Genomic DNA, 20,674 nt, shown 5'->3' on the forward strand with positions numbered 1-20,674 from the left:
CTCATCCCCTCTCGGCCGCCGCCAGCTCGTCCAGGGTGCGGCGTGCGGGCAGTCCGTCCATGTCCCCTTCGCTCGTGGTGGCCAGCGCGCCGACCACGCAGGCCCGCCGCAGGGCGTCGGCGTCGTCGGCACCGTCGAGGCGGGCGCTGATCCACCCGGCGGCGAACCCGTCCCCGGCGCCGACGGTGTCGACCACGTCGACGGGGAACGCCGGCTGCCGCACGACCCCGGCGGGGCCGTGCACCGCGGCACCGTCCCCACCGAGCTTGACGACGACGTGCGAGGCCCCGCGGGAACGGTAGAACGCGGCGATCCCGCCGGGATCATCGGTGCCGGCGAGGATCCGCCCTTCCCCGGCGCCCGGCAGCACCCAGTCGGCGCGCGCGGCGAGATCGTTGAGCACGGCGCTCATCTCCGCCCCGTCCGTCCACAGTGCTGGCCGCAGGTTCGGGTCGAACGACACGGTCGCACCCGAGCTCCGCGCCACCTCCGCCGCGCGGAAGGCGAACTCCCGCGTCCGCTCGCCCAGCGCCGGGGCGATGCCGGTGAGGTGCAGGTGCCGCGTGCGGCGGACCGCGTCCTCGGCCGCAGCGCTCCAGCGCAAGCGGGAACCGGCCGATCCGCGGCGGAAGTACACCACCTCCGGATCGCGGCCGGACACCCGCTCCTTGAGCTGGAAACCGGTCGGGGCCGCGGGATCGGTGGACAGCGCGGAGACGTCGACCCCCTCGTCCCGCAACCGCGCGCGTGCGCGCCGGCCGAACGGGTCCTCGCCGACCACGCCGAGGTAGCGCACGCGGTGGCCGAGCCGGCTCAACCCCACCGCGACGTTCATCTCGGCCCCGGCCAGCCGCGCGTCGAAATGGTCCACTTCGGACAGATCTCCGCCGTCGCGGGCGACGAACATGGCCATGACCTCGCCGAAGGTGAGCACCTCGGTCACCGGTGCGCCACCTCCTCCTGGCCGCCGGCGCGCTCGTACGAGCCGGCGCGCACCAGCGGTGTCAGCACCGCGGAGAGCACGAGGGTGCCCGCCATGAGCACGAACGACGCGGCGTTGCCACCGGTGGTGTCGTTGAGCCAGCCGACGAGGTAGGTCCCCGCGAACCCGCCGACGGAACCGGCCGTGTTGACGACGGCCACCCCGGCACCGGCGAAGTTCGCCGGCAGGCTCTCGGAGACGTAGGCGAAGTACGGCCCGTACGGCGCGTACATCGCGCCGCCCGCCACCACGAGGAGGGCGAACGCGATCCAGAAGTGCTCCGGGCCGACCGCGTAGGACAGGAAGAAGACCAGACCGCCGAGCGCGAGCCACGGCCACACGTACCGCGGACGGCTGCCCGAGCGGTCCGAGGCGCGCGAGTTCACCACCATGGCCAGGGCCGCGACGCCGAACGGGATCGCCGACAGCAGTCCGCTCATCCCGATGCCCCGTCCGGTGCCGGCGGTGACGATGCTGGGCAGCCAGAACACGAGCCCGTACACGCCGATGCTCCACAGCAGGTACTGCAGCGAGAGCACCACCACGACCCGCGAGCGCAGCGCGGCGAGGAACGAGTTCGCCGGTGTCCTGCCGCCGCGCTCGGCGGCCAGTTCCGCGGTCAGCCCGCGCCGTTCGGGTTCGTTGAGCCAGCGGGCCTGCTCCGGGTGGTCGGTGACCAGGGCGCGGAAGACGAACGCCCACACCACGGCGGGAAGCCCCTCGATGATGAACATCTCGCGCCAGCTGGTGAGCTCGACGATGTAGCCCGAGACGGCGTTGAGCCACATCACGGTGATCGGATTGCCCAGGATGAGCACCGCGTTGGCGCTGCCGCGCTCCCGCTTGGTGAACCAGCGCGCGAGGAACACGACCATCGCCGGCAGCACGGCGGCCTCCACCGCACCGAGCAGGAAGCGCACGAGGACGAGCAGCCAGGCGCTGTGCAGCAGCCCCTGCGCCGCCGCGAGCAGGCCCCAGGCGAGGGTGCACCAGAAGATCAGCTCGCGGACGCTGCGGCGTTCCGCGTACAGCGTGCCGGGAATCTGGAACAGGCAGTAGCCGAGGAAGAACGAAGCCCCGATGAGCGAGGACACCGCACCGCTGAGCTGCAGGTCCTGCTCCATCCCGCCGGCGACGCCGATGGCGAAGTTGGACCTGTCGAGATACGCCAGCGAGTAGGTGACGAACGCGACCGGGAGCAACCGGAACCAGCGTTGCCTGCCGAGCTCGGCCGGTTCTGCCGCGGAAGTGTGCACGGGCCGACTCCTTCGTCGCCAGTTTCCGCAATACGGGAAACTTTCCTGTATGATGAAAACCTGTGCTGACTTTACGAAGCGGCCACAACGCGGTCAACACCACCACCCGCACCGATACGATGCGCGGCGGCCGACGAGGCGAGGAGGAACAGTTGACGGGCACGTCCGGGAGTCCGGAGCCGCCGGAACCCCCGCGCGGGGACATGGCGGCGAAGGCGCTGCGCCTGATCGCGCTGCTCAGCGAACAGCCGCGCGGAGTCACGCTGTCCGAACTGGCCCGCCAGGCGGGCTACCCCGTCAGCACCACCCACCGGTTGCTCACCACGATCGCGCGCGAGGGGTTCGCCGCGCTCGACGAGCAGCGCCGCTGGACGCTCGGACTGCGCATGTTCGAGATGGGCCAGCGGGTGCTGCAGGCGCGCGGACTGGCCGACGTCGCCAAACCGGTGCTGCAGCGCGTCACCAGGCACACCGGCGAATCCACGCTCCTGTCCGTCCTCGACGGACAGCACCAGCTGTACGTGCACTTCGTCGAAGGCGCCGGCCAGGTGCAGATCACCGGCCAGCCCGGCAGGCGCGGGCCGCTGCACTGCACCTCCATGGGCAAGTGCCTCATCGCGTTCTCCCCCGACGACGTGCGCGGGGAACTGCTCTCCGAACTCGAGCTCACCGAGCTCGGCCCGAAGGCGATCACCGACCGCGCGCGGTTCCGCGAGGAGATCGACGCGGTCCGGCGGGACGGCTACGCCCTCGCCGACGAGGAGCACGAGCAGGGCATCCTGGCCATCGGCGTGCCCGTGCTCGGCGCGAGCGGGGTGGCCGCCGCCGCGCTGTCCACCGCCGTGCCCTCGTTCCGCAGCACCACCGCGGAACTGCACGCGCACCTGCCGGTGCTGCAGCAGGCCGCCCGCGAGCTCGCGGTGGGACTGCCGCACCGGTGACCGCGCTGCGGCAGGCGGGACGTGCCCGCCCGCTCACACCGCCAGCGGAAGCGCGGTGGGGTGCACCGGCGAGGGCAGCTCCGAGGCGCCCGTCAGGTACGAGTCCACGGCGCTGGCCACCGAGCGCCCCTCGGCGATGGCCCACACGACCAGCGACGCCCCGCGGTGCGCGTCACCGCAGGCGAACACGCCCGGTTCGGTGGTCTGCCAGTCCGCGCCCACGCCGAGCGTGCCGCGGCGCGACAGCTGCAGGCCGAACTGCTCCAGCACCGGCATCCGCTCGACGCCCTCGAAACCGATCGCCAGCAGCGCCAGGTCGCACGGCAGCTCCTCGGCCTCCGCCGAGACCGGCACGACCTCCCGCCGGCCGACCCCGTCGCGGCGCACCTCGACCTCGCGCAGCCGCACCGCCCGGACCCGGCCCTCGCCGTCGTCGACGAACTCCTCGATCGCCACCGCGAACCTGCGCTGACCACCCTCCTGGTGCGCGGGGTAGGTCCGCAGGACGTGCGGCCACGTGGGCCACGGCGAGAGCTCGTCGTCGCGCTCGGTCGGCGGTTGCGGGTAGTTGTCCAGCTGGACCACGTCGCGCGCGCCCTGCCGCAGCGCGGTGCCGTAGCAGTCGGCACCGGTGTCGCCGCCGCCGAGGACCACCACGTGCTTGTCCGCGGCGGTGATCCGCGCGGCGCCGTCACCGGCGCACTCCCGGTTGGCCGGGACGAGGTGCTCCATCGCCAGGTGCACCCCGTCGAGCTCGCGGCCGGGGATGCTCGCGTCGTCGCGTCCGCGCAGCGCGCCGACGGCGAGCACGACCGCGTCGTGCTCGGCGCGCAGCCGGTCCACCGGCAGGTCGACGCCGACTTCGCAGTTCGTGACGAACTTCGTCCCCTCGGCGCGCATCTGGGCCAACCGCCGGTCCACGACGGACTTCTCCATCTTGAACTCGGGGATGCCGTAGCGCAGCAGGCCACCGATGCGGTCGTCCCGCTCGAACACGGTGACCTCGTGGCCGGCGCGGGTGAGCTGCTGCGCCGCGGCCAACCCCGCCGGTCCCGAGCCGACCACCGCGACGCGGAAGCCGGTGTCGTCCTCGGGTCCGCGGGTGGCGACGGTGCCGTTCTCCCAGTTGACCTCGGCGATCGTCTCCTCGACGCGCTTGATGGTGACGGGTCCGCCGGCCTCCGGGGAGATGGCGAGCACGCAGGCGGACTCGCACGGCGCGGGGCACAGCTTCCCGGTGAACTCGGGGAAGTTGTTCGTCGCGTGCAACCGCTCCCCCGCCTCGGACCACTGTCCACGGCGGACCAGCTCGTTCCACTCGGGGACCAGGTTGCCGAGCGGGCAGCCCGCGGACCCCGAGTGGCAGAACGGGATCCCGCAGTCCATGCAGCGCGAGGCCTGGGTGCGCACCGCCTCATCGCGTTCCGATGTGGACAGCGCGGCGTACACCTCGCGCCAGTCGCCCAGCCGCTCGTCGGTGGGGCGCTTGGGAGCCTCGGCGCGCTGGAATTCCAGGAAGCCCTTCGGGTCAGTCACGGGAAGCCTCCATGATCGCCTCGTTCACGTCCCGGCCCTCGTTCCGGGCCAGTCGCGTCGCCTCCAGGACCCGCCGGTAGTCGCGGGGCATCACCTTCGTGAAAGCCGTGGAGCGGCGCTTCCAGTCCCCGAGCAGGGAGGCCGCCACCGCGGAGCCGGTCATGTCGCGGTGCCGCCGCACCACCTCCCGCAGCCACTCCAGGTCCTCGGCGTCCGGGGCCTGCAGGTCGACCATCGCCGTGTTCGCCCGGATCGGGTCCAGGTCGAGCACGTAGGCGGTGCCGCCGGACATGCCGGCCGCCGTGTTGCGCCCGGTGCCACCGAGCACGACGGCGCGCCCACCGGTCATGTACTCGAACGCGTGGTCGCCGACGCCCTCGCACACCAGCAGCGCACCCGAGTTGCGCACGGCGAAGCGCTCGCCGACCTGCCCGCGCAGGAACAGCTCCCCGCCGGTGGCGCCGTAGCCGACCACGTTGCCCGCGATCACCTGCTGCTCGGCGGCGAACCCGGCGTCCTCCGGCGGCCGGACGACGATCCGCCCGCCGGACAGGCCCTTGCCGACGTAGTCGTTGGCATCGCCGCGCAGGTCCAGCGTGACGCCGCGCGGCAGGAACGCGCCGAGCGACTGGCCCGCCGATCCGTTCAGTCCGATGTGGATGGTGTCCTCGGACAGGCCCTCGCCGCCGAAGCGGCGCGTGACCTCGGCGCCGAGCAGGGTGCCGACGGTGCGGTTGACGTTGCGCACCGGCAGCTGCAGGCGCACCGGGTGCGCGTCCTCCAGCGCGGCCTCGGACAGCTGGATCAGCGTGCGGTCCAGCGCCTGGTCCAGGCCGTGGTCCTGCTCCCTGGTCTTCCGCCGATCCGCTCCGCAGGGCGCCTCCGGCTCGGCGAACACCGGGGCGAGGTCCAGGCCCGCGGTCTTCCAGTGCCGCACCGCCTCGTCGGTGCGCAGCGCGGAGACCCGGCCGATCGCCTCGTCCAGGCTCCGGAAACCCAGCTGCGCCAGGTACTCCCGCACCTCCTGGGCGATGAACTCGAAGAAGTTCACCACGTGCTCGGCCTGGCCCGCGTAGCGCTCGCGCAGCTGCGGTTGCTGCGTGGCCACGCCCACCGGGCAGGTGTCCAGGTGGCACACCCGCATCATCACGCAGCCCTCGACCACCAGCGGCGCCGTGGCGAAGCCGTACTCCTCGGCGCCGAGCAGCGCGGCGACGATGACGTCCCAGCCGGTCTTGAACCCGCCGTCGGCCTGCACCGCGATCCGGTCGCGCAGACCGTTGAGCAGCAGCGTCTGCTGCGTCTCGGCCAGACCGACCTCCCACGGCGTGCCCGCGTGCTTGATCGAGGTCAGCGGTGCCGCGCCCGTGCCGCCGTCGTGGCCGGAGACGAGCACCACGTCCGCGTGCGCCTTCGACACACCGGCCGCCACCGTGCCCACGCCCAACTCGCTGACGAGCTTGACGTGCACCCGCGCGCGGTCGTTGGCGTTCTTCAGGTCGTGGACGAGCTGCGCCAGGTCCTCGATCGAGTAGATGTCGTGGTGCGGCGGCGGCGAGATCAACCCCACCCCCGGCGTGGAGTGCCGCGTCCCCGCGATCCACGGGTAGACCTTGCCCCCCGGCAACTGACCGCCCTCGCCCGGCTTGGCCCCCTGCGCCATCTTGATCTGCAGGTCATCGGCATTGACCAGGTACTCGCTGGTCACCCCGAACCGCCCAGAAGCCACCTGCTTGATCGCCGAGCGGCGGGAGTCGCCGTTGCTGTCCGGGGTGAACCGGTCCGCGTCCTCGCCGCCCTCGCCGGTGTTGGACTTGCCGCCGATGCGGTTCATCGCCACGGCCAGGGTCTCGTGCGCCTCCGCGGAGATCGCGCCGTAGCTCATCGCACCGGTGGAGAAGCGCTGCACGATCTCCGAGACCGGTTCGACCTCCTCGACCGGGACGGGTTCGCGCTGCGGCGCCAGCCGGAACAGGCCGCGCAGCGTGCCGCCCTCCGCGGACAGCCGATTCACCTCGGCGGTGTAGCGCCGGAACACGTCGTAGCGGCCGGACTTGGTGGAGTGCTGCAGCAGGAACACGGTCTCCGGGGAGAACAGGTGCAGCTCGCCCTCGCGGCGGTAGGAGTACTCGCCGCCCGCCTCGAGTTCGCGGTGCACGCGCGCGTTCGGGTTCTGCGGGTAGGCCAACCGGTGCCGCTGCGCGACCTCCTCGGAGAGCGTGTCCAGGTCGACCCCGCCGAGCTTCGAGGCGGTGCCGGCGAAGTAGGCCGACACGACGTCCTCGGACAGGCCGACGGCCTCGAACACCTGCGCGGCGGTGTAGGCGCCGACGGTGGAGATGCCCATCTTGGACATCACCTTGCGCACGCCCTTGACCAGCGCACCGATGTAGTTGCGCACGGCGACCTCTGCGGACACGCCGGTGATCTGCTCATCGGCGAGCAGGTCCTCGATCGACTCGAACGCCAGGTACGGGTTCACCGCGGCCGCGCCGTAGCTCAGCAGCGCCGCGACGTGGTGCACCTCCCGGGCGTCACCGGACTCGACGACCAGGGCCGCGCGCAGCCGCTCCTTGGTGCCCACCAGGTGGTGGTGCACGGCCGAGACGAGCAGCAGCGAGGGGATCGGCGCCCTGCGGTGGTCCGAGTCGCGGTCGGACAGCACCAGCACGCGGGCCCCGCCGGCGATGGCCGCGGAGGCCTCCGCGCAGACGCGGTCGATCGCCGCGGCCAGCGCGGCGCCGCCACCGCCGACCTCGTACAGCCCGGACAGCACGGCGCTGTCGAACCCGGGCAGATCGCCGTCGTCGTTGATGTGGATGAGCTTGGCCAGCTCGTCGTTGTCGATCACCGGCTGCGGCAGCGCGATGTGCCGGCACGACGCCGGGGACGGGTCCAGCAGGTTCTGCTCGGCGCCCATGACCCGCGACATGGAGGTGACGACCTCCTCGCGGATAGCGTCCAGCGGCGGGTTCGTGACCTGCGCGAACTGCTGGACGAAGTAGTCGTAGAGCATCCGCGGGCGCTGCGACAGCGCCGCGGGCGGCGTGTCCGAGCCCATCGAGCCGAGGGCCTCGCCACCGTCCTGCGCCATCGGCGTGAGCAGCAGGTCCAGCTCCTCCTGGGTGTAGCCGAAGGCCTGCTGGCGCCGCCGCACCGAGGCGCGGCTGTGCACCACGTGCTCCCGGTCCGGCAGCTCCTCGAGGCGCAGCAGCCCCGCGTGCAGCCAGTCCGCGTACTGGTGCTGCTCGGCCAGCTCCGACTTGATCTCGTCGTCGTCGACGATGCGGCCGCGCTCGGTGTCCACGAGGAACATCCGCCCCGGCTGCAGGCGCCCCTTGGCGACCACGTCGGACGGTTCGACGTCGAGCACGCCGCTCTCGCTGGCCAGCACCACTCGGTCCTCGCGGGTGCGCCACCAGCGCCCGGGCCGCAGGCCGTTGCGGTCGAGCACGGCCCCGACCTGCGCGCCGTCGGTGAACGCGACGCACGCCGGACCGTCCCACGGCTCCATCAGGCTGGCGTGGAACTCGTAGAAGGCGCGGCGCTTCGGATCCATCTCGTCGTGGTTCTCCCACGCCTCCGGGATCATCATCAGCACCGCGTGCGGCAGGCTGCGCCCCCCGAGGTGCAGCAGCTCCAGCACCTCGTCGAACGAGGCCGAGTCCGAGCCCTCCTCGGTGCAGATGGGGAACAGCCGGGAGAGCTCGCCCGGGATCGCGTCCGACCGCAGCAGCGCTTCCCGGGCGCGCATGCGGTTGCGGTTGCCGCGGATCGTGTTGATCTCCCCGTTGTGCGCGACGTAGCGGAACGGGTGGGCCAGCGGCCACGACGGGAAGGTGTTCGTGGAGAACCGGCTGTGCACGATCGCGATGGCGCTGGCGGTGCGCTCGTCGGTGAGGTCGCCGAAGAAGTGCGGGAGCTGCCCGGTGGTGAGCATGCCCTTGTACACGACCGTGCGGCTGGACAGGGAGGAGAAGTACAGCTCGAGACCGAGCCGTTCCGCCTCGTGCTCGGCGCGCTTGCGCAGCGCGAACGCGCGGGCGTCGAGTTCGCGGCCCGCCTGCCCGTCCGGACCGGTCAGCAGCGGCATGGCGAAGTGCGGCATGCAGCGGCGCGCGGTCTCACCGACACCGGCGAGGTCCGGGGTGGTGGGGACCTCGCGCCACCCGAGCAGCCGCAGGCCCTCCTCAGCGGCGAGGTCCTCCACCAGCTCGACCGCCCGGGCGCGCTCGTCGGCGGCGGCGGGCAGGAAGGCCAGGCCCGTCGCGTACCGGTGCTGCCCGGCGGGATCAGGCTGCGGCAGCGCCACCGGGCTCTCCGCCCGCAGCAGCTCGTCGGGCAGTTGCACGAGAATTCCGGCACCGTCCCCGCTCGTCGGCTCCGCCCCGGCGGCCCCGCGGTGTTCGAGGTTCTCCAGCGCGGTCAGCGCATCGGAGACGATGCCGCGCGAACGACGGCCCCGGACGTCGGCGACCACGGCGACACCGCAGGAATCGCGTTCCGCGGAGGGGTCGTACAGCCCTCGGGCTGGTGGGAAGGCGGAGAAGACCACTGCGCAGACCTCCCTGTGACGAGCGCGTGCTGGGAGCTTCCAGTCAATGGACAGCACACGGGACGGCACTGGCCCGCGAGAACACGTGATTCGGCAGGCAGAAGCTGCCGAAGAAGAAATACCCGGCTGATTTCCCCCGGCGAAAACCGAGAGCGTTTCGAAACTTTAGCAGCCCGCACCACTCTCGAGCACTCACGGAGAAGTGATACTCACCTCTTGTTGACAGCGTCCCCGTTGACCGACCGTCCCCGTTGACCGCCTGCTCCGCGGACCGACCGTCCCGGCTGATCCCGTCGGCGTTGAGCCCTGACGGCGGATCCCGGTCGCCGCACCTGTCGTCGGGAATCCCGCCACCGGTGGCGTCCCCGCGGGAGCCACCGGCGGGGCGTCGGCGGAGCTGCGACGCGGTTTCACTCGGACGGGTTGCTACTCGTCCCGCGCCCCGCGGGACCCGCACACCTTCCCGCGCGTCACCAGCGGACGCGACTGACCGATCGTCTCCTGATATCTTTCCAGCTCAGACACTCGTTGTCACGGGTGCGCAAGAGGCCGCCCCGGCCGGCCCGCATCCGGGTGGCCACGATCGCAACCGATCCGAGGAATGAGATGACCCGGTTCCGCCGTCTGTTCGCACTGCTCTTCGCCCTGACGCTGCTGTTCGGAGTCGGCGCCTGTGCCAGCCGGCCGCACTCGGACCCGCAGCCCCCGGCGCACGATCCGGCGTCCGCGTTCCCGGTCCGCGTGGAGCTGCCCGGCCAGGACCCCGTGACCCTGCCGCAGCAGCCGAAGCGCATCGTCTCGTTGTCGCCGACCGCGACCGAGACGCTGTACGAGATCGGTGCGGGCAGCGAGGTCGTGGCCGCGGACGAGCACTCGAACCACCCGCAGCGGGCTCCGCGCACGGAGATGTCCGCGCTCACCACCGACGCGGCCGCCGTGGCCGGGCACGACCCGGACCTGGTGATCGCCCCGGACAGCGCGCAGGACCTGGCCGAGGGGTTGCGCGCGGCCGACGTCCCGGTGCTGCTCACCCCCTCCGCCAACGACCTCGACGAGGCGTTCCAGCAGATCGAGGTGCTCGGGCGTGCCACCGGGCACGGGCAGCGGGCCGAACAGCTCACGCAGCAGATGCGCACCGAGATCGACCGCATCGTCGAGGAGACGCCGAAACCCGACCGGCAGCTGAGCTTCTACCACGAGGTCAGCCCCGACGGCTACACCGCGGGGCCGGAGAGCTTCGTCGGCAGCATCTACGAGCGCTTCGGGCTGCGCAACATCGCCGAGGGGTCCGGGAAGTTCCCGCAGTTGTCCGAGGAGCGCGTGGTGCAGGCCGACCCGGACCTGGTCTTCCTGGCCGACACGAAGTCCACCCCGGCCACGGCCGAAGGCGTCCGCAACCGACCGGGCTGGAACACGCTCACAGCCGTGCGGCGGGACAACGTCGTCGAACTCGACGAGGACGTCGCCTCGCGGTGGGGGCCGAGGGTGGTCGACCTGGTCCGCAGCATCGGCAAGGCCGTGACCGAGGCGCAGGGGCCGAGCACCACGCGGAGCCCCGGCAGCGGGAACGCCAGCGGGACGCAGCAGCCCAGCGAGGAGCAGCGATCCGGCGAGGAGCCGGGCCAGGGCGGGAACGGCTCCCCGTGAGCCAGGCGACCCGGCGCACCCCCCGGTGGGCGGCGCCGCCCGCGGCGCGGGCACCGTGGTCGCCGTGTCCACACGCAGGGCGAGCACGAGCGGAGTGAGCGCGCACGGTGCGCGTTCCCGCCACGGCGCGAGCACGACCGCCCCGCAGGCCCCTGCAGCCCGGCGCTCGCGGCTGCGCCCGCGTCACCTGGTGATCGCGCTCGCCGCCCTGGCGGTGAGCGTGCTCGCCTCGCTCGTGCTCGGTGCCGCCGAGCTCGGCGCCGACCGCGTTCTCGCCGAGATCGGCGCGCAGCTCACCGGCGGCGTCTCCCCGCTGTCCGAGCGCGAAGCCGCCATCCTGTGGGAGCTGCGGGCCCCGCGCGTGGTGCTCGGGGTCCTCGTCGGCGCCGCGCTGGCCGTGTCCGGCGCCGCGTTCCAGGGCGTGTTCCGCAACCCGCTGGCCGACCCGTACCTGCTCGGGGCCGCTTCGGGTGCCGGGTTGGCGGTGACGGTCGTGCTGACCACCGCTCCCGCCGCGGGTTCCTCCGGTCTCGTGCAGCTGGTCGCCTTCGCCGGCGCGCTCGCCGGTGTCGGCCTGACCTGGCTGGTGGGCCGCTCGGCCGGCCGGGACACGGGCACGCTCGTGCTCGCCGGGGTGGCCGTGGGCGCGTTCCTCACCGCGGTGCAGAGCTTCACCCAGCAGCTCAACCTGGAATCGCTCGACGCCGTCTACCTGTGGATCCTGGGCCGGCTGAGCACCACCGGCTGGAGCGAGGTGCTCATCGTGCTGCCGTACCTGGCTGTGGCCGCGGCCGTGCTGCTGCCCAGCGCCCGGCTGCTGGACCTGCTGGGCACCGGGGACGAGGAGGCCGCTGCCCTCGGCGTGCGCCCCGGGCGGGTGCGCCTGCTCGTGCTGGGGGCGGCATCGCTGGCCACGGCCGCGGCTGTGTCGGTGGCAGGGCTGATCGGCTTCGTGGGGCTCGTCGTGCCGCACCTGGTGCGGCTGGCCGCGGGCGGCAGCTTCCGCATCATCGTGCCGCTGTCGCTGCTGATCGGCGGGATCTTCCTGGTGTGCGCGGACATGCTGGCGCGCACCCTGCTGGCCCCGGCGGAAATCCCGATCGGCGTCATCACCGCGTTCACCGGCGCCCCGTTCTTCGCCGTGCTGCTGCACCGGAGGGGCTCTTGAGCGAGCTGCGCGTCACCGACCTCACCGCCGGGTACCGCAGCACGCCGGTGCTGTCCGGCGTGTCCGCCGAAGTGCCCGCGGGCGGCTGGCTCGGCGTCATCGGACCGAACGGCTCCGGCAAGTCGACCCTGCTGAAGGCGATCGCCGGGCTGGTGCGCCACGGCGGCGAGGTCGCGGTGGACGGGCGCTCGGTGGACGCGCTGTCCCGCCGGCAGCGCGCCCGCGTGCTCGGCTACGCCCCGCAGATCCCGCAGCTGCCGATCGGGCTGACCGTCACCGACTACGTGCTGCTCGGCCGGACCCCCCACCTGGGACCGCTCGGCCGCGAGGGGCCCGCGGACCTCGAGCTGGTGCGTGAGCTCCTCCACAGGCTCGACCTGACACGACTGGCCGACCGGTGGCTGTCCACGCTGTCCGGCGGCGAGCGGCAGCGGACCGTGCTGGCGCGCGCCCTGGCCCAACGAGCCGGGGTGCTGCTGCTCGACGAACCCACCACCGGCCTGGACGTGGGGCACGCGCAGGGGCTGCTGGACCTCGTCGACGAGCTGCGGCGCGAACTGGGCACGACGGTCGTGTCCACCCTGCACGACCTCACCCTGGCCGCCCAGTACGCCGAGCGGGTGCTGTTCCTGCACGAGGGCGGTGTGGCCGCCGCGGGCGCGCCCGGGGAGGTGCTCACCGCCGAGACGCTCGGCGAGCGCTACGCGGCGCGCGTGACCGTGCTGCACACCCCGCAGGGAGCGCCCGTGGTCGCGCCCGTGCGCCCGGACGAGTCCGCTCGGTCGGAGAGCCCCCTGCCTTCGGAGGGGTGAGCCCGCCGCGGAGCAGGCCGGGCCGGCCGCGCGCAGCACCGCGGCACCAACCGGGTTCCTCGGTCACATGTGCAGCATGCGCGCCAGCGCGGAGCGGATCTCCGCCATCTCCTCGTCGTCCGGGTCCAGCTCGGCGGCCCGGCGGCGGAACGTGTCGCGGGCGAGGGCGCGCACCTGCTCGGTCATGACACACCCCCCGGAGGAGAGCCGAACATGGTGCAGCCACCCGGGACGCGCGCGGTTCGTCACGGGCGCCGGGACTCCGTCGCCCTCGAACCCTGTCGCCCTCGAACCCTGCTAGGAACCGCCGCCGCCCCCTCCGGAGGGCCGCTCGTCCTCGGCGGAGCCGCCGCGCTCCTGCTCGGACCCCCCGGCGGATCCTTCCGCCGCGTCGCCGTTGCGCGCGGTGGCGAGGTCCTGCTCGTCCTCCTCGCCCGGCGCCGGCAGTCCGCGCAGCTCGGACGGGTCCTCCCGCCGGCCACGGACGAGGAGGAGGTAGGCGACGGCGAGCAGGAACACGATGGCCGAGGTGAACACGTTGATGCGCACGCCGAGGACGTGCGTGGCCTCGTCGGTGCGCATCATCTCGATGAAGAACCGGCCGAAGGTGTAGCCCGCGACGTAGAGCGCGAACACCCGGCCGCGGCCCATGCGGAGCGCGCGGTCGGCCACCACGACGGCCACGCAGACGAGCACGTTCCACACGAGCTCGTACAGGAACGTGGGGTGCACCACGGCGATCGGGGTGTGGTCCAACGCCACCCCGCCGATCGGGTCGGCCAGCCCCGTCGAGGGGTCGATGCGGCGGTAGATCTCCAGCCCCCACGGCACGTCCGTGGACGCGCCGTAGAGCTCCTGGTTGAACCAGTTGCCGAGCCGGCCGATGCCCTGGGCGAGGACGACGCCCGGGGCCACCGCGTCGGCGAAGGCGGGCAGCGGGATGCGCCGGCTGCGGCAGCCGAGCCACGCGCCGAGCGCGCCGAGCGCGACCGCGCCCCAGATGCCGAGGCCGCCCTGCCACACCTTGAGGATGTCGAGCGGGTTCTGCCCCGGCCCGAAGTACTTGTCGTAGTCCGTGGCCACGTGGTACAGCCGTCCGCCGACGAGGCCGAACGGAACGGCCCACACCGCCACGTCGAGGACCGTGCCCGGACGGCCGCCGCGCGCCACCCAGCGCCGGCTTCCCCACCAGACGGCGACGATGATGCCCGCGACGATGCACAGCGCGTACGCGCGGATCGGGACCGACACGTCCAGTCCGGGTATCGGTACGTACCAGACCCCCCGATCCGGGCTGGGGATGGTGGCCAGATGCGCGTTCGCCGAGGCGACAACCGGGGCACTCACGAGGCACACCGTATCGCCCCGGACCGCCCGCACGGGTCCGGGGCCGCAGTCGGTGATCAGCGGCCGGGCTCCGCGCGGAGCGCTCCGGAAGCGGGTCGGCGCGGGTGCGCCAACGGGCGGTGCACTGCACCGCCGCCCCCCGAGCCCGGCTCGGGGACCGCTGCCGCGCCGGTGCTGCGCCACCGCGAGCTCCCACCGCGGCGGCTCGAACGGGCGATCAGCCGCGCACGACCTCGCGGCCGCGCGCCACGCCCCCGGCGAGCTCGGCGGCCAGCTCGCGCACGCGCTGCACCGCCTCCTCGGTGGAGCCGGCAGCGCGGACCCGGTCGACGAACGCCGAACCGACGATGACTCCGTCGGCGAAGCCGGCCACCTCCGCCGCCTGCTCCGCCGACCGCACGCCCAGTCCCACGCACACCGGCAGGTCCGTGTGCGCCCGGGTGCGGGTGACGAGTCCGGAGGCCGCGGCGCCGACGCTGTCGCGGGCGCCGGTCACGCCCATGACCGAGGTGGCGTAGACGAAGCCGGTGGTGGCCTTGGTGGTCAGCGCCAGCCGCTGCTCGGTGGAGGACGGAGCGACGAGGAAGATCCGGTCCACGCCGTGCGCGTCGGTGGCGGTGATCCACTCCTCGCCCTCGTCCGGGACGAGGTCCGGGGTGATCGCTCCGAGCCCGCCGGCGGCGGCGAGGTCGCGGGCGAAGGCGTCCTGGCCGTAGCGGTGCACCGGGTTGAAGTAGGTCATCGTGACCGCGCGTCCGCCCGCGGACGACACCGCGGAGACGACGTCGAACGCGTCCGCGGTGCGGAAACCGGCGCGCAGCGCCGTCGTGGTGGCCGCCTGGATCGTGGGCCCGTCCATGACCGGGTCGGAGAACGGGAGGCCCACCTCGACGAGGTCGCAGCCGCCCTCGACCATCGCGGCCAGCAGCCGCTTCGACTCGGCGGTCGTGGGGAAACCGGCGGGCAGGTAGCCGATGAGCGCGGCCCGCCGCTGCTCGCGGCACTCGTGGAACATCGCGTGCAGGCTCACGCCGTCTCCTCCCCGTCGACCAGCCCGAAGTAGCGGGCGGCGGTGTCCATGTCCTTGTCGCCGCGTCCGGAGAGGTTCACCAGCACGACCCCGTCCGGCCCGAGATCCGGGCCGATCCGCAGGGCGCCGGCGAGCGCGTGCGCCGACTCGATGGCGGGGATGATGCCCTCGGTCCGGCACAGCAGCTGGAACGCGTGCATGGCCTCGTCGTCGGTGACCGGGCGGTACTCGGCGCGACCGCTGTCCTTCAGGTACGAGTGCTCCGGCCCCACGCCCGGGTAGTCGAGCCCGGCCGAGATCGAGTACGCCTCGGTGACCTGCCCGTCGTCGTCCTGCAGCAGGTAGGACCGCGCGCCGTGCAGCGTGCCGGCGCTGCCCTCGCTGAGGGTGGCGCCGTGCTCCCCGCTGTCGATTCCGTGCCCGGCGGGTTCGCAGCCGACCAGGCGCACGTCCGGGTCGTCGAGGAAGCCGTGGAAGATGCCGATGGCGTTCGACCCGCCGCCGACGCAGGCGGCGACCGCATCCGGCAGCCGGCCGAGCCGTTCGAGGCTCTGGGCCCGGGCCTCTTCGCCGATGACCCGGTGGAGGTTGCGCACCATGAGCGGGAACGGGTGCCCGCCGGCGGCGGTGCCCAGCAGGTAGTGCGTGGAGTCGACGTTGGCGACCCAGTCGCGCAGCGCCTCGTTGATCGCGTCCTTGAGCGTGGCCGAGCCGTTCTCGACCGGGACGACCTCGGCGCCGAGCAGCCGCATGCGGGCCACGTTCAGCGCCTGCCTGCGGGTGTCGACCGCGCCCATGTAGATCACGCAGTCCAGCCCGAGCAGGGCGCAGGCGGTGGCCGTGGCCACGCCGTGCTGGCCCGCGCCGGTCTCGGCGATGACGCGGCGCTTGCCCATCCGCCGGACGAGCAGCGCCTGCCCGAGCACGTTGTTGATCTTGTGCGATCCGGTGTGGTTGAGGTCCTCGCGCTTGAGCAGCACCCGCGCGCCCGCGTGCTCACCGAACCGGCTCGCCTCGGTCAGCAGCGAGGGGCGGCCCGCGTACTCGCGGAGCAGCCGGTCGAGCTCGGCCAGGAACTCCGGGTCCCGCTGCGCCTTGGCGTACTCCTCGGCCAGCTCGTCCTGCGCGGCGATCAGCGCCTCGGGGAGGAACCGGCCGCCGTACTCGCCGAAGTGCCCGGCCGCATCGGGGTCGTGACCTTCGGGGACCGGCTTGCCCGGCTGGTGCGTACGGCCGATGTCCGCGCCGCTCATCGCTGCTGCCTCCTGCTCTCCTCGTCCGGTCAGCGGCTCGACCGCGGACAGGCGGGGTGCGACCCCGCCGTGACCAGCTGCGTCACCGCCGTCTTGGGGCTGTCACTGGTCACCAGGCCTTCGCCGACCAGCACCGCGTCCGCCCCGGAACCGGCGTAGGCCATCAGATCGCTCGGTCCGCGCACCCCGGACTCGGCGACCTTGAGCAGCTCCAGCGGCAGGCCGGGCGCGATCCGCCCGAACACGTCCCGGTCGACCTCCAGCGTGTGCAGGTTCCGGGCGTTGATGCCGACGATCTTCGCACCGGCCTCCATGGCCCGGTCGGCCTCCTCGGCGGTGTGCACCTCCACCAGGGCGGTCATGCCGAGCGACTCGACCCGGTCCAGCAGGGCCTCGAGGACGTTCTGCTCCAGCGCGGCGACGATGAGCAGCACCATGTCCGCGCCGTGCGCCCGCGCCTCGTGCACCTGGTACGGCGTGACCACGAAGTCCTTGCGCAGGATCGGCACGTTCACCCGGCTGCGGACCGCGTCGAGATCGGCCAGCGAGCCGCCGAACTTGCGGGGCTCGGTGAGCACGCTGATCACGCGCGCCCCCGCGGCCGCGTAGTCCGCGGCGAGGTCCGCGGGCTCGCCGATGTCGGCCAGTTCGCCCCGCGAGGGGCTCTGCCGCTTGACCTCCGCGATGACCCCCACGCCGGGTTCGCCGAGCGCGGCGAGCGCGTCGCGCGGCGGCTGCGCCAGAGCGGACAGCCGCTTGATCTCCTCGAAGGAGACCGCGGCCTCCCGCTCGGCCAGGTCCTCGCGAACGCCGTCGATGATGGATTCCAACACGCTCACGCGAACACCTCGCAGGCCGATTCCGGAAGAACCCGCGGTTGTGCGTTGACGAACTCGTTGCGCCAGATCACGACACTCCCCTTCCCGCCGTGCCGTCGCATCGCTGATGCTAAACCTCGCGCACCGCCGGCCCGTCCCAGGGGTCGCCCGAACGTCCCAGCACACCAGGGACCTTGGTCCGTGTTTCGCAGTGGTCGTCCGCACCCGAGTGCCCTCCGCGAGCGGGACCGCGCCCGCACCGCAGCCCTGCGGTTCCGCGCGCCGCGCCGGCGCGGCGGCACGACCGGGGGCCGTCCGATCCGTCCTGCTGCGGGCTTCCTGACCGATTCAGCGGCGATCGTCCTCGTCCCGGACTGTGGGATCGCGCCCCTCGTCCAACTCGTCCCACAACACCCGATCGGGGTCCTTCGGTCGTTCCTTCGCCGCGCCGGGGGCCGAGTACTTCGCGCCCATCACGGGCAGGCGGTGCGCCCAACCGAGCACGAGCGCGCCCGCCACGAGCAGCACCACTCCCGCGGCGAGCGCGAGCAGCGCACCGAGCGGGTGAACCTCGGGCCGCCCCAGCGGCGTCGTCCCCGCGGGCACGCGGTCGCCGCCGAGCGCCCCGCCGAGCACGCGAGCGGCGACCCGCCACACGAGCAGACCACCGGCCAGGGCGACGAGCACACCCACGAGGCGCCGCAGCCACCGGGCCGTCGCCAGCACCGCCGCGACCGCCGCCAGCGCGGCCAGCGCGATCGGCACCAGCTCCGGGAACAGCCGCGCGCCGTCGGCGGTGACCGCGTCCTGCCGACCGAAGGTGTCCCGGTACGCCTGCTCGACCCAGGTCGTGGAACTCGCTCCCCAGAGCAGCCCGGCCGCGGCGAGCGCGAGCAGGACGACCGCGCTCAGCAGGCCGCGGCTCGCCGTCCGGGGCGCCGAGCCGGTGCTCAACCTCGTCCTCCCTGCAGTTCGGAGTCCGCGGGCAGTTCGGAGTCCGCGGGCAGGCGCAGGGTCTCCGCGGTCGCCACCGCGTTCAGCACCGCCCGGGCCTTGTTCAGGCACTCGTCGTCCTCGGCCGCCGGGTCCGAGTCGGCGACGATCCCGCCGCCCGCCTGCACGTAAGCCGTGCCGTCCCGCACGAGCCCGGTGCGGATGGCGATGGCCGTATCCGCGTTGCCCGCGAAGTCGAGGTAGCCCACGACCCCGCCGTACAGGCCGCGCCGCGTCGGCTCGAGGTCCTCGATCAGCTGCAGCGCGCGCGGTTTCGGCGCGCCGGACAGGGTTCCGGCGGGGAAGCACGCGGTCACCGCGTCGAACGCCGTGGCCCCCTCGGCCAGCGCCCCGGTCACGGTGGAGACCAGGTGCATGACGTGGCTGTAGTGCTCGATCCGGAAGAAGTCGGTGACGCGCACCGATCCCGCCTCGCACACCCGCCCGAGGTCGTTGCGCCCCAGGTCGACGAGCATGAGGTGCTCGGCCCGCTCCTTCTCGTCGCCGGCGAGCTCCTTCTCCAGCCGCAGGTCCTCGTCCTCGTCCACGCCGCGCCACCGGGTGCCGGCGATCGGGTGCGTCGTGGCCTGGCCGTCCCGGACGGTGACCAGCGACTCGGGGCTGGAGCCGACGATGTCGAACGGCGTCCCGCCCTCGTCGCTCATGCGCAGCAGGTACATGTACGGGCTGGGGTTGGTGGTGCGCAGCACGCGGTAGATGTCCAGCCCGTCGGCCCCGGTGTCCATCTCGAACCGCTGCGAGACGACGACCTGGAAGGCCTCGCCCGCGCGGATGGCCTCCTTGGCCCGCTCGATCGCGCCGAAGTGCTCCTCCCGGGTGCGCCGCCGCCGGAAATCGGGGCGGGGCCGGGAGAACGTCGCCACGGTCGGTTCGCTGGCGGTGCACAACCGCTCGGTCATCTCGTCGAGCCGGCGCACCGAGTCGTCGTAGGCGGCGTCGACCCGCTCGGGGCTGTTGTCCCAGTTCACCGCGTTGGCGATGAGCGTGATCGTGCCCTCGTGGTGGTCCAGCGCCGCCAGGTCCGTGGCCAGCAGCATGCCCATCTCGGGGATGTGCAGGTCATCGGTGGTGTCCGCGGTGATGTCCTCCAGCCGCCGCACGATGTCGTAGCCGAGGTAGCCGACCATGCCGCCGGTCAGCGGGGGCAGTCCCGGCAGCGGTTCGGTGCGCAGCAGCCGGTCGGTCTCCCGCAGGGCGGCCAGCGGATCGCCGTCGGCGGGCAACCCGACCGGCGGCGTGCCCGTCCAGTGCGCCTGCCCCTCGCGCACGGTCAGCGCGGCGGCGCTGTGCACGCCGATGAAGGACCACCGCGACCAGGAGCGCCCGTTCTCCGCCGATTCGAACAGGAACGTGCCCGGGCGGTCCCCCGCCAACTTGCGGTACACGCTCAGCGGGGTTTCGTCGTCCGCCAGCAGCCGCCGCACCACCGGGATCACCCGGTGGTCGGTGGCCAGCTCGCGGAATTCCTCGCGTCCCGGGCTGACGCTGCCGATGTCGCCGTCGCCGACCATGGCAACATTGTGCCTGCCGTCCCGGTCCCGCTCGGCGGCGGCTCCGCCGAGCAGGCCGACCCCGGCGGCACCGCTCCCCCGCGCACCCCGCGCCGGGGAGGCCGTTGCCCACCCGCGTTCGCCCGGCGAGGATGCACCCGTGCACGATTCCGAGTCCCGGGACCGCGAGGCGCGCCGCGGGCGGCGCGGTCGCGAGGAGGACACGCGCGCCGCACTGCTGGAGGCGGCGCGCGCGGTGTTCCACGAGCACGGCTACGACCGCGCCACGGTGCGGCTGATCGCCGGGCGCGCCGGGGTGGACCCCGCCATGGTCAACCACTGGTTCGGCGGCAAGGACGGGCTGTTCACCGCCGCGGTGGCGCTGCCGGTCAACCCGGCGGAGCAGGTCTCCCGCGTGCTGCAGGGGGACCCGGAGCGGATCGGCGAGCGCATCGTGCGCCGGTTCCTCACCGCCTGGGACGAGGCCGGCGGCGGCGCGTTCGCGGCGCTGGTGCGCAGCCTGGCCGGGCACGAGCAGGCGGTGGCGATGCTGCGCGAGTTCCTGCAGACCGCCCTGTTCGAGCAGGTCACCACGTGGCTCGGGGCGGACCGCCCCGAGCTGCGCGCGGCGCTGTGCGCCACGCAGATGATCGGTCTGGGCATGGCCCGCTACGTGCTGCGGCTGGATCCGCTGGCCACGGCCGGGCACGACGCGGTGGTGGCCTCGATCGCCCCGAACCTGCAGCGCTACCTCACCGGCGAACTGCCCGCCGAGACCGTCGCGGGCACCTCCGCGAACGCCCCCGAGTGACGCACCGCGCGGCG

Annotated in this window: 16 protein-coding genes; 5 read left to right on the forward strand and 11 right to left on the reverse strand. The window is 73.3% G+C overall.

Annotated elements, in window-relative coordinates; all coding sequences use genetic code 11:
• Position 1 precedes the first annotated feature (1 nt).
• Positions 2-943 carry a sugar kinase gene (locus ACVGV0_RS17230; RefSeq protein ID WP_459156718.1) on the reverse strand — a complete coding sequence of 314 codons (942 nt, stop codon included), beginning with the start codon at positions 941-943 and terminating at the stop codon, positions 2-4.
• On the reverse strand, positions 940-2,238 hold the full coding sequence (locus ACVGV0_RS17235; protein WP_459156719.1) for an MFS transporter: 1,299 nt from the start codon (positions 2,236-2,238) through the stop codon (positions 940-942). The genes ACVGV0_RS17230 and ACVGV0_RS17235 overlap by 4 nt, the downstream gene beginning before the upstream one ends.
• Before the next feature lie 152 nt (positions 2,239-2,390).
• Between ACVGV0_RS17235 and ACVGV0_RS17240 the strand changes: the two genes are divergently transcribed.
• Entirely contained in the window at positions 2,391-3,179 is a 789-nt protein-coding gene (locus tag ACVGV0_RS17240) for an IclR family transcriptional regulator (RefSeq protein WP_459156720.1), read from the forward strand.
• A 33-nt stretch (positions 3,180-3,212) separates the two neighbouring features.
• On the opposite strand, the gene ACVGV0_RS17245 is transcribed toward ACVGV0_RS17240, so the two are convergent.
• A complete protein-coding gene (locus ACVGV0_RS17245; RefSeq protein ID WP_459156721.1) occupies positions 3,213-4,715 on the reverse strand; it encodes a glutamate synthase subunit beta in 1,503 nt (500 codons plus the stop codon).
• A complete protein-coding gene (gene gltB, locus ACVGV0_RS17250; RefSeq protein WP_459156722.1) occupies positions 4,708-9,270 on the reverse strand; it encodes a glutamate synthase large subunit in 4,563 nt (1,520 codons plus the stop codon). Before gltB ends, ACVGV0_RS17245 begins: the two co-directional genes overlap by 8 nt.
• A 606-nt stretch (positions 9,271-9,876) precedes the next feature.
• Here gltB and ACVGV0_RS17255 point away from each other — a divergent pair.
• The 3 genes from ACVGV0_RS17255 (at position 9,877) to ACVGV0_RS17265 (ending at position 12,897) form a co-directional block, all read left to right on the forward strand.
• Positions 9,877-10,917 carry an ABC transporter substrate-binding protein gene (locus tag ACVGV0_RS17255; protein ID WP_459156723.1) on the forward strand — a complete coding sequence of 347 codons (1,041 nt, stop codon included), beginning with the start codon at positions 9,877-9,879 and terminating at the stop codon, positions 10,915-10,917.
• Between the two features lie 172 nt (positions 10,918-11,089).
• Positions 11,090-12,085: a FecCD family ABC transporter permease gene (locus tag ACVGV0_RS17260; protein ID WP_459160042.1), complete on the forward strand. Its 996-nt coding sequence runs from the start codon at positions 11,090-11,092 to the stop codon at positions 12,083-12,085.
• Positions 12,082-12,897, forward strand: coding sequence for an ABC transporter ATP-binding protein (locus ACVGV0_RS17265; protein WP_459156724.1), 816 nt, complete (start codon positions 12,082-12,084; stop codon positions 12,895-12,897). The genes ACVGV0_RS17260 and ACVGV0_RS17265 overlap by 4 nt, the downstream gene beginning before the upstream one ends.
• Positions 12,898-12,960: 63 nt before the next feature.
• Here ACVGV0_RS17265 and ACVGV0_RS17270 read toward each other — a convergent pair whose 3' ends face one another.
• The 7 genes from ACVGV0_RS17270 to ACVGV0_RS17300 all read right to left on the reverse strand — a co-directional run bounded on the left by ACVGV0_RS17270 (position 12,961) and on the right by ACVGV0_RS17300 (position 19,870).
• Entirely contained in the window at positions 12,961-13,146 is a 186-nt protein-coding gene (locus tag ACVGV0_RS17270; RefSeq protein WP_459156725.1) for a hypothetical protein, read from the reverse strand.
• A gap of 48 nt (positions 13,147-13,194) precedes the next feature.
• A complete protein-coding gene (gene lgt / locus ACVGV0_RS17275; RefSeq protein WP_459156726.1) occupies positions 13,195-14,244 on the reverse strand; it encodes a prolipoprotein diacylglyceryl transferase in 1,050 nt (349 codons plus the stop codon).
• A 217-nt stretch (positions 14,245-14,461) separates the two neighbouring features.
• Positions 14,462-15,259: a tryptophan synthase subunit alpha gene (gene trpA, locus ACVGV0_RS17280; RefSeq protein ID WP_459160043.1), complete on the reverse strand. Its 798-nt coding sequence runs from the start codon at positions 15,257-15,259 to the stop codon at positions 14,462-14,464.
• An 11-nt stretch (positions 15,260-15,270) separates the two neighbouring features.
• A complete protein-coding gene (gene trpB, locus ACVGV0_RS17285; protein WP_459156727.1) occupies positions 15,271-16,527 on the reverse strand; it encodes a tryptophan synthase subunit beta in 1,257 nt (418 codons plus the stop codon).
• 29 nt (positions 16,528-16,556) lie between these two features.
• The gene (gene trpC / locus ACVGV0_RS17290; RefSeq protein ID WP_459156728.1) at positions 16,557-17,366 is read right to left on the reverse strand and encodes an indole-3-glycerol phosphate synthase TrpC; all 810 of its coding nucleotides are present in this window, start codon (positions 17,364-17,366) and stop codon (positions 16,557-16,559) included.
• A 327-nt stretch (positions 17,367-17,693) separates the two neighbouring features.
• Complete coding sequence (locus ACVGV0_RS17295; RefSeq protein WP_459156729.1) at positions 17,694-18,299, reverse strand: Trp biosynthesis-associated membrane protein; 606 nt, start codon at positions 18,297-18,299, stop codon at positions 17,694-17,696.
• Entirely contained in the window at positions 18,296-19,870 is a 1,575-nt protein-coding gene (locus tag ACVGV0_RS17300) for an anthranilate synthase component I (protein WP_459156730.1), read from the reverse strand. The genes ACVGV0_RS17295 and ACVGV0_RS17300 overlap by 4 nt, the downstream gene beginning before the upstream one ends.
• Positions 19,871-20,009: 139 nt before the next feature.
• On the opposite strand from ACVGV0_RS17300, the gene ACVGV0_RS17305 reads away from it, so the two are divergent.
• Positions 20,010-20,660, forward strand: coding sequence for a TetR/AcrR family transcriptional regulator (locus tag ACVGV0_RS17305; protein WP_459156731.1), 651 nt, complete (start codon positions 20,010-20,012; stop codon positions 20,658-20,660).
• Positions 20,661-20,674: the final 14 nt, after the last annotated feature.

The organism is Salinifilum ghardaiensis (assembly GCF_054491345.1).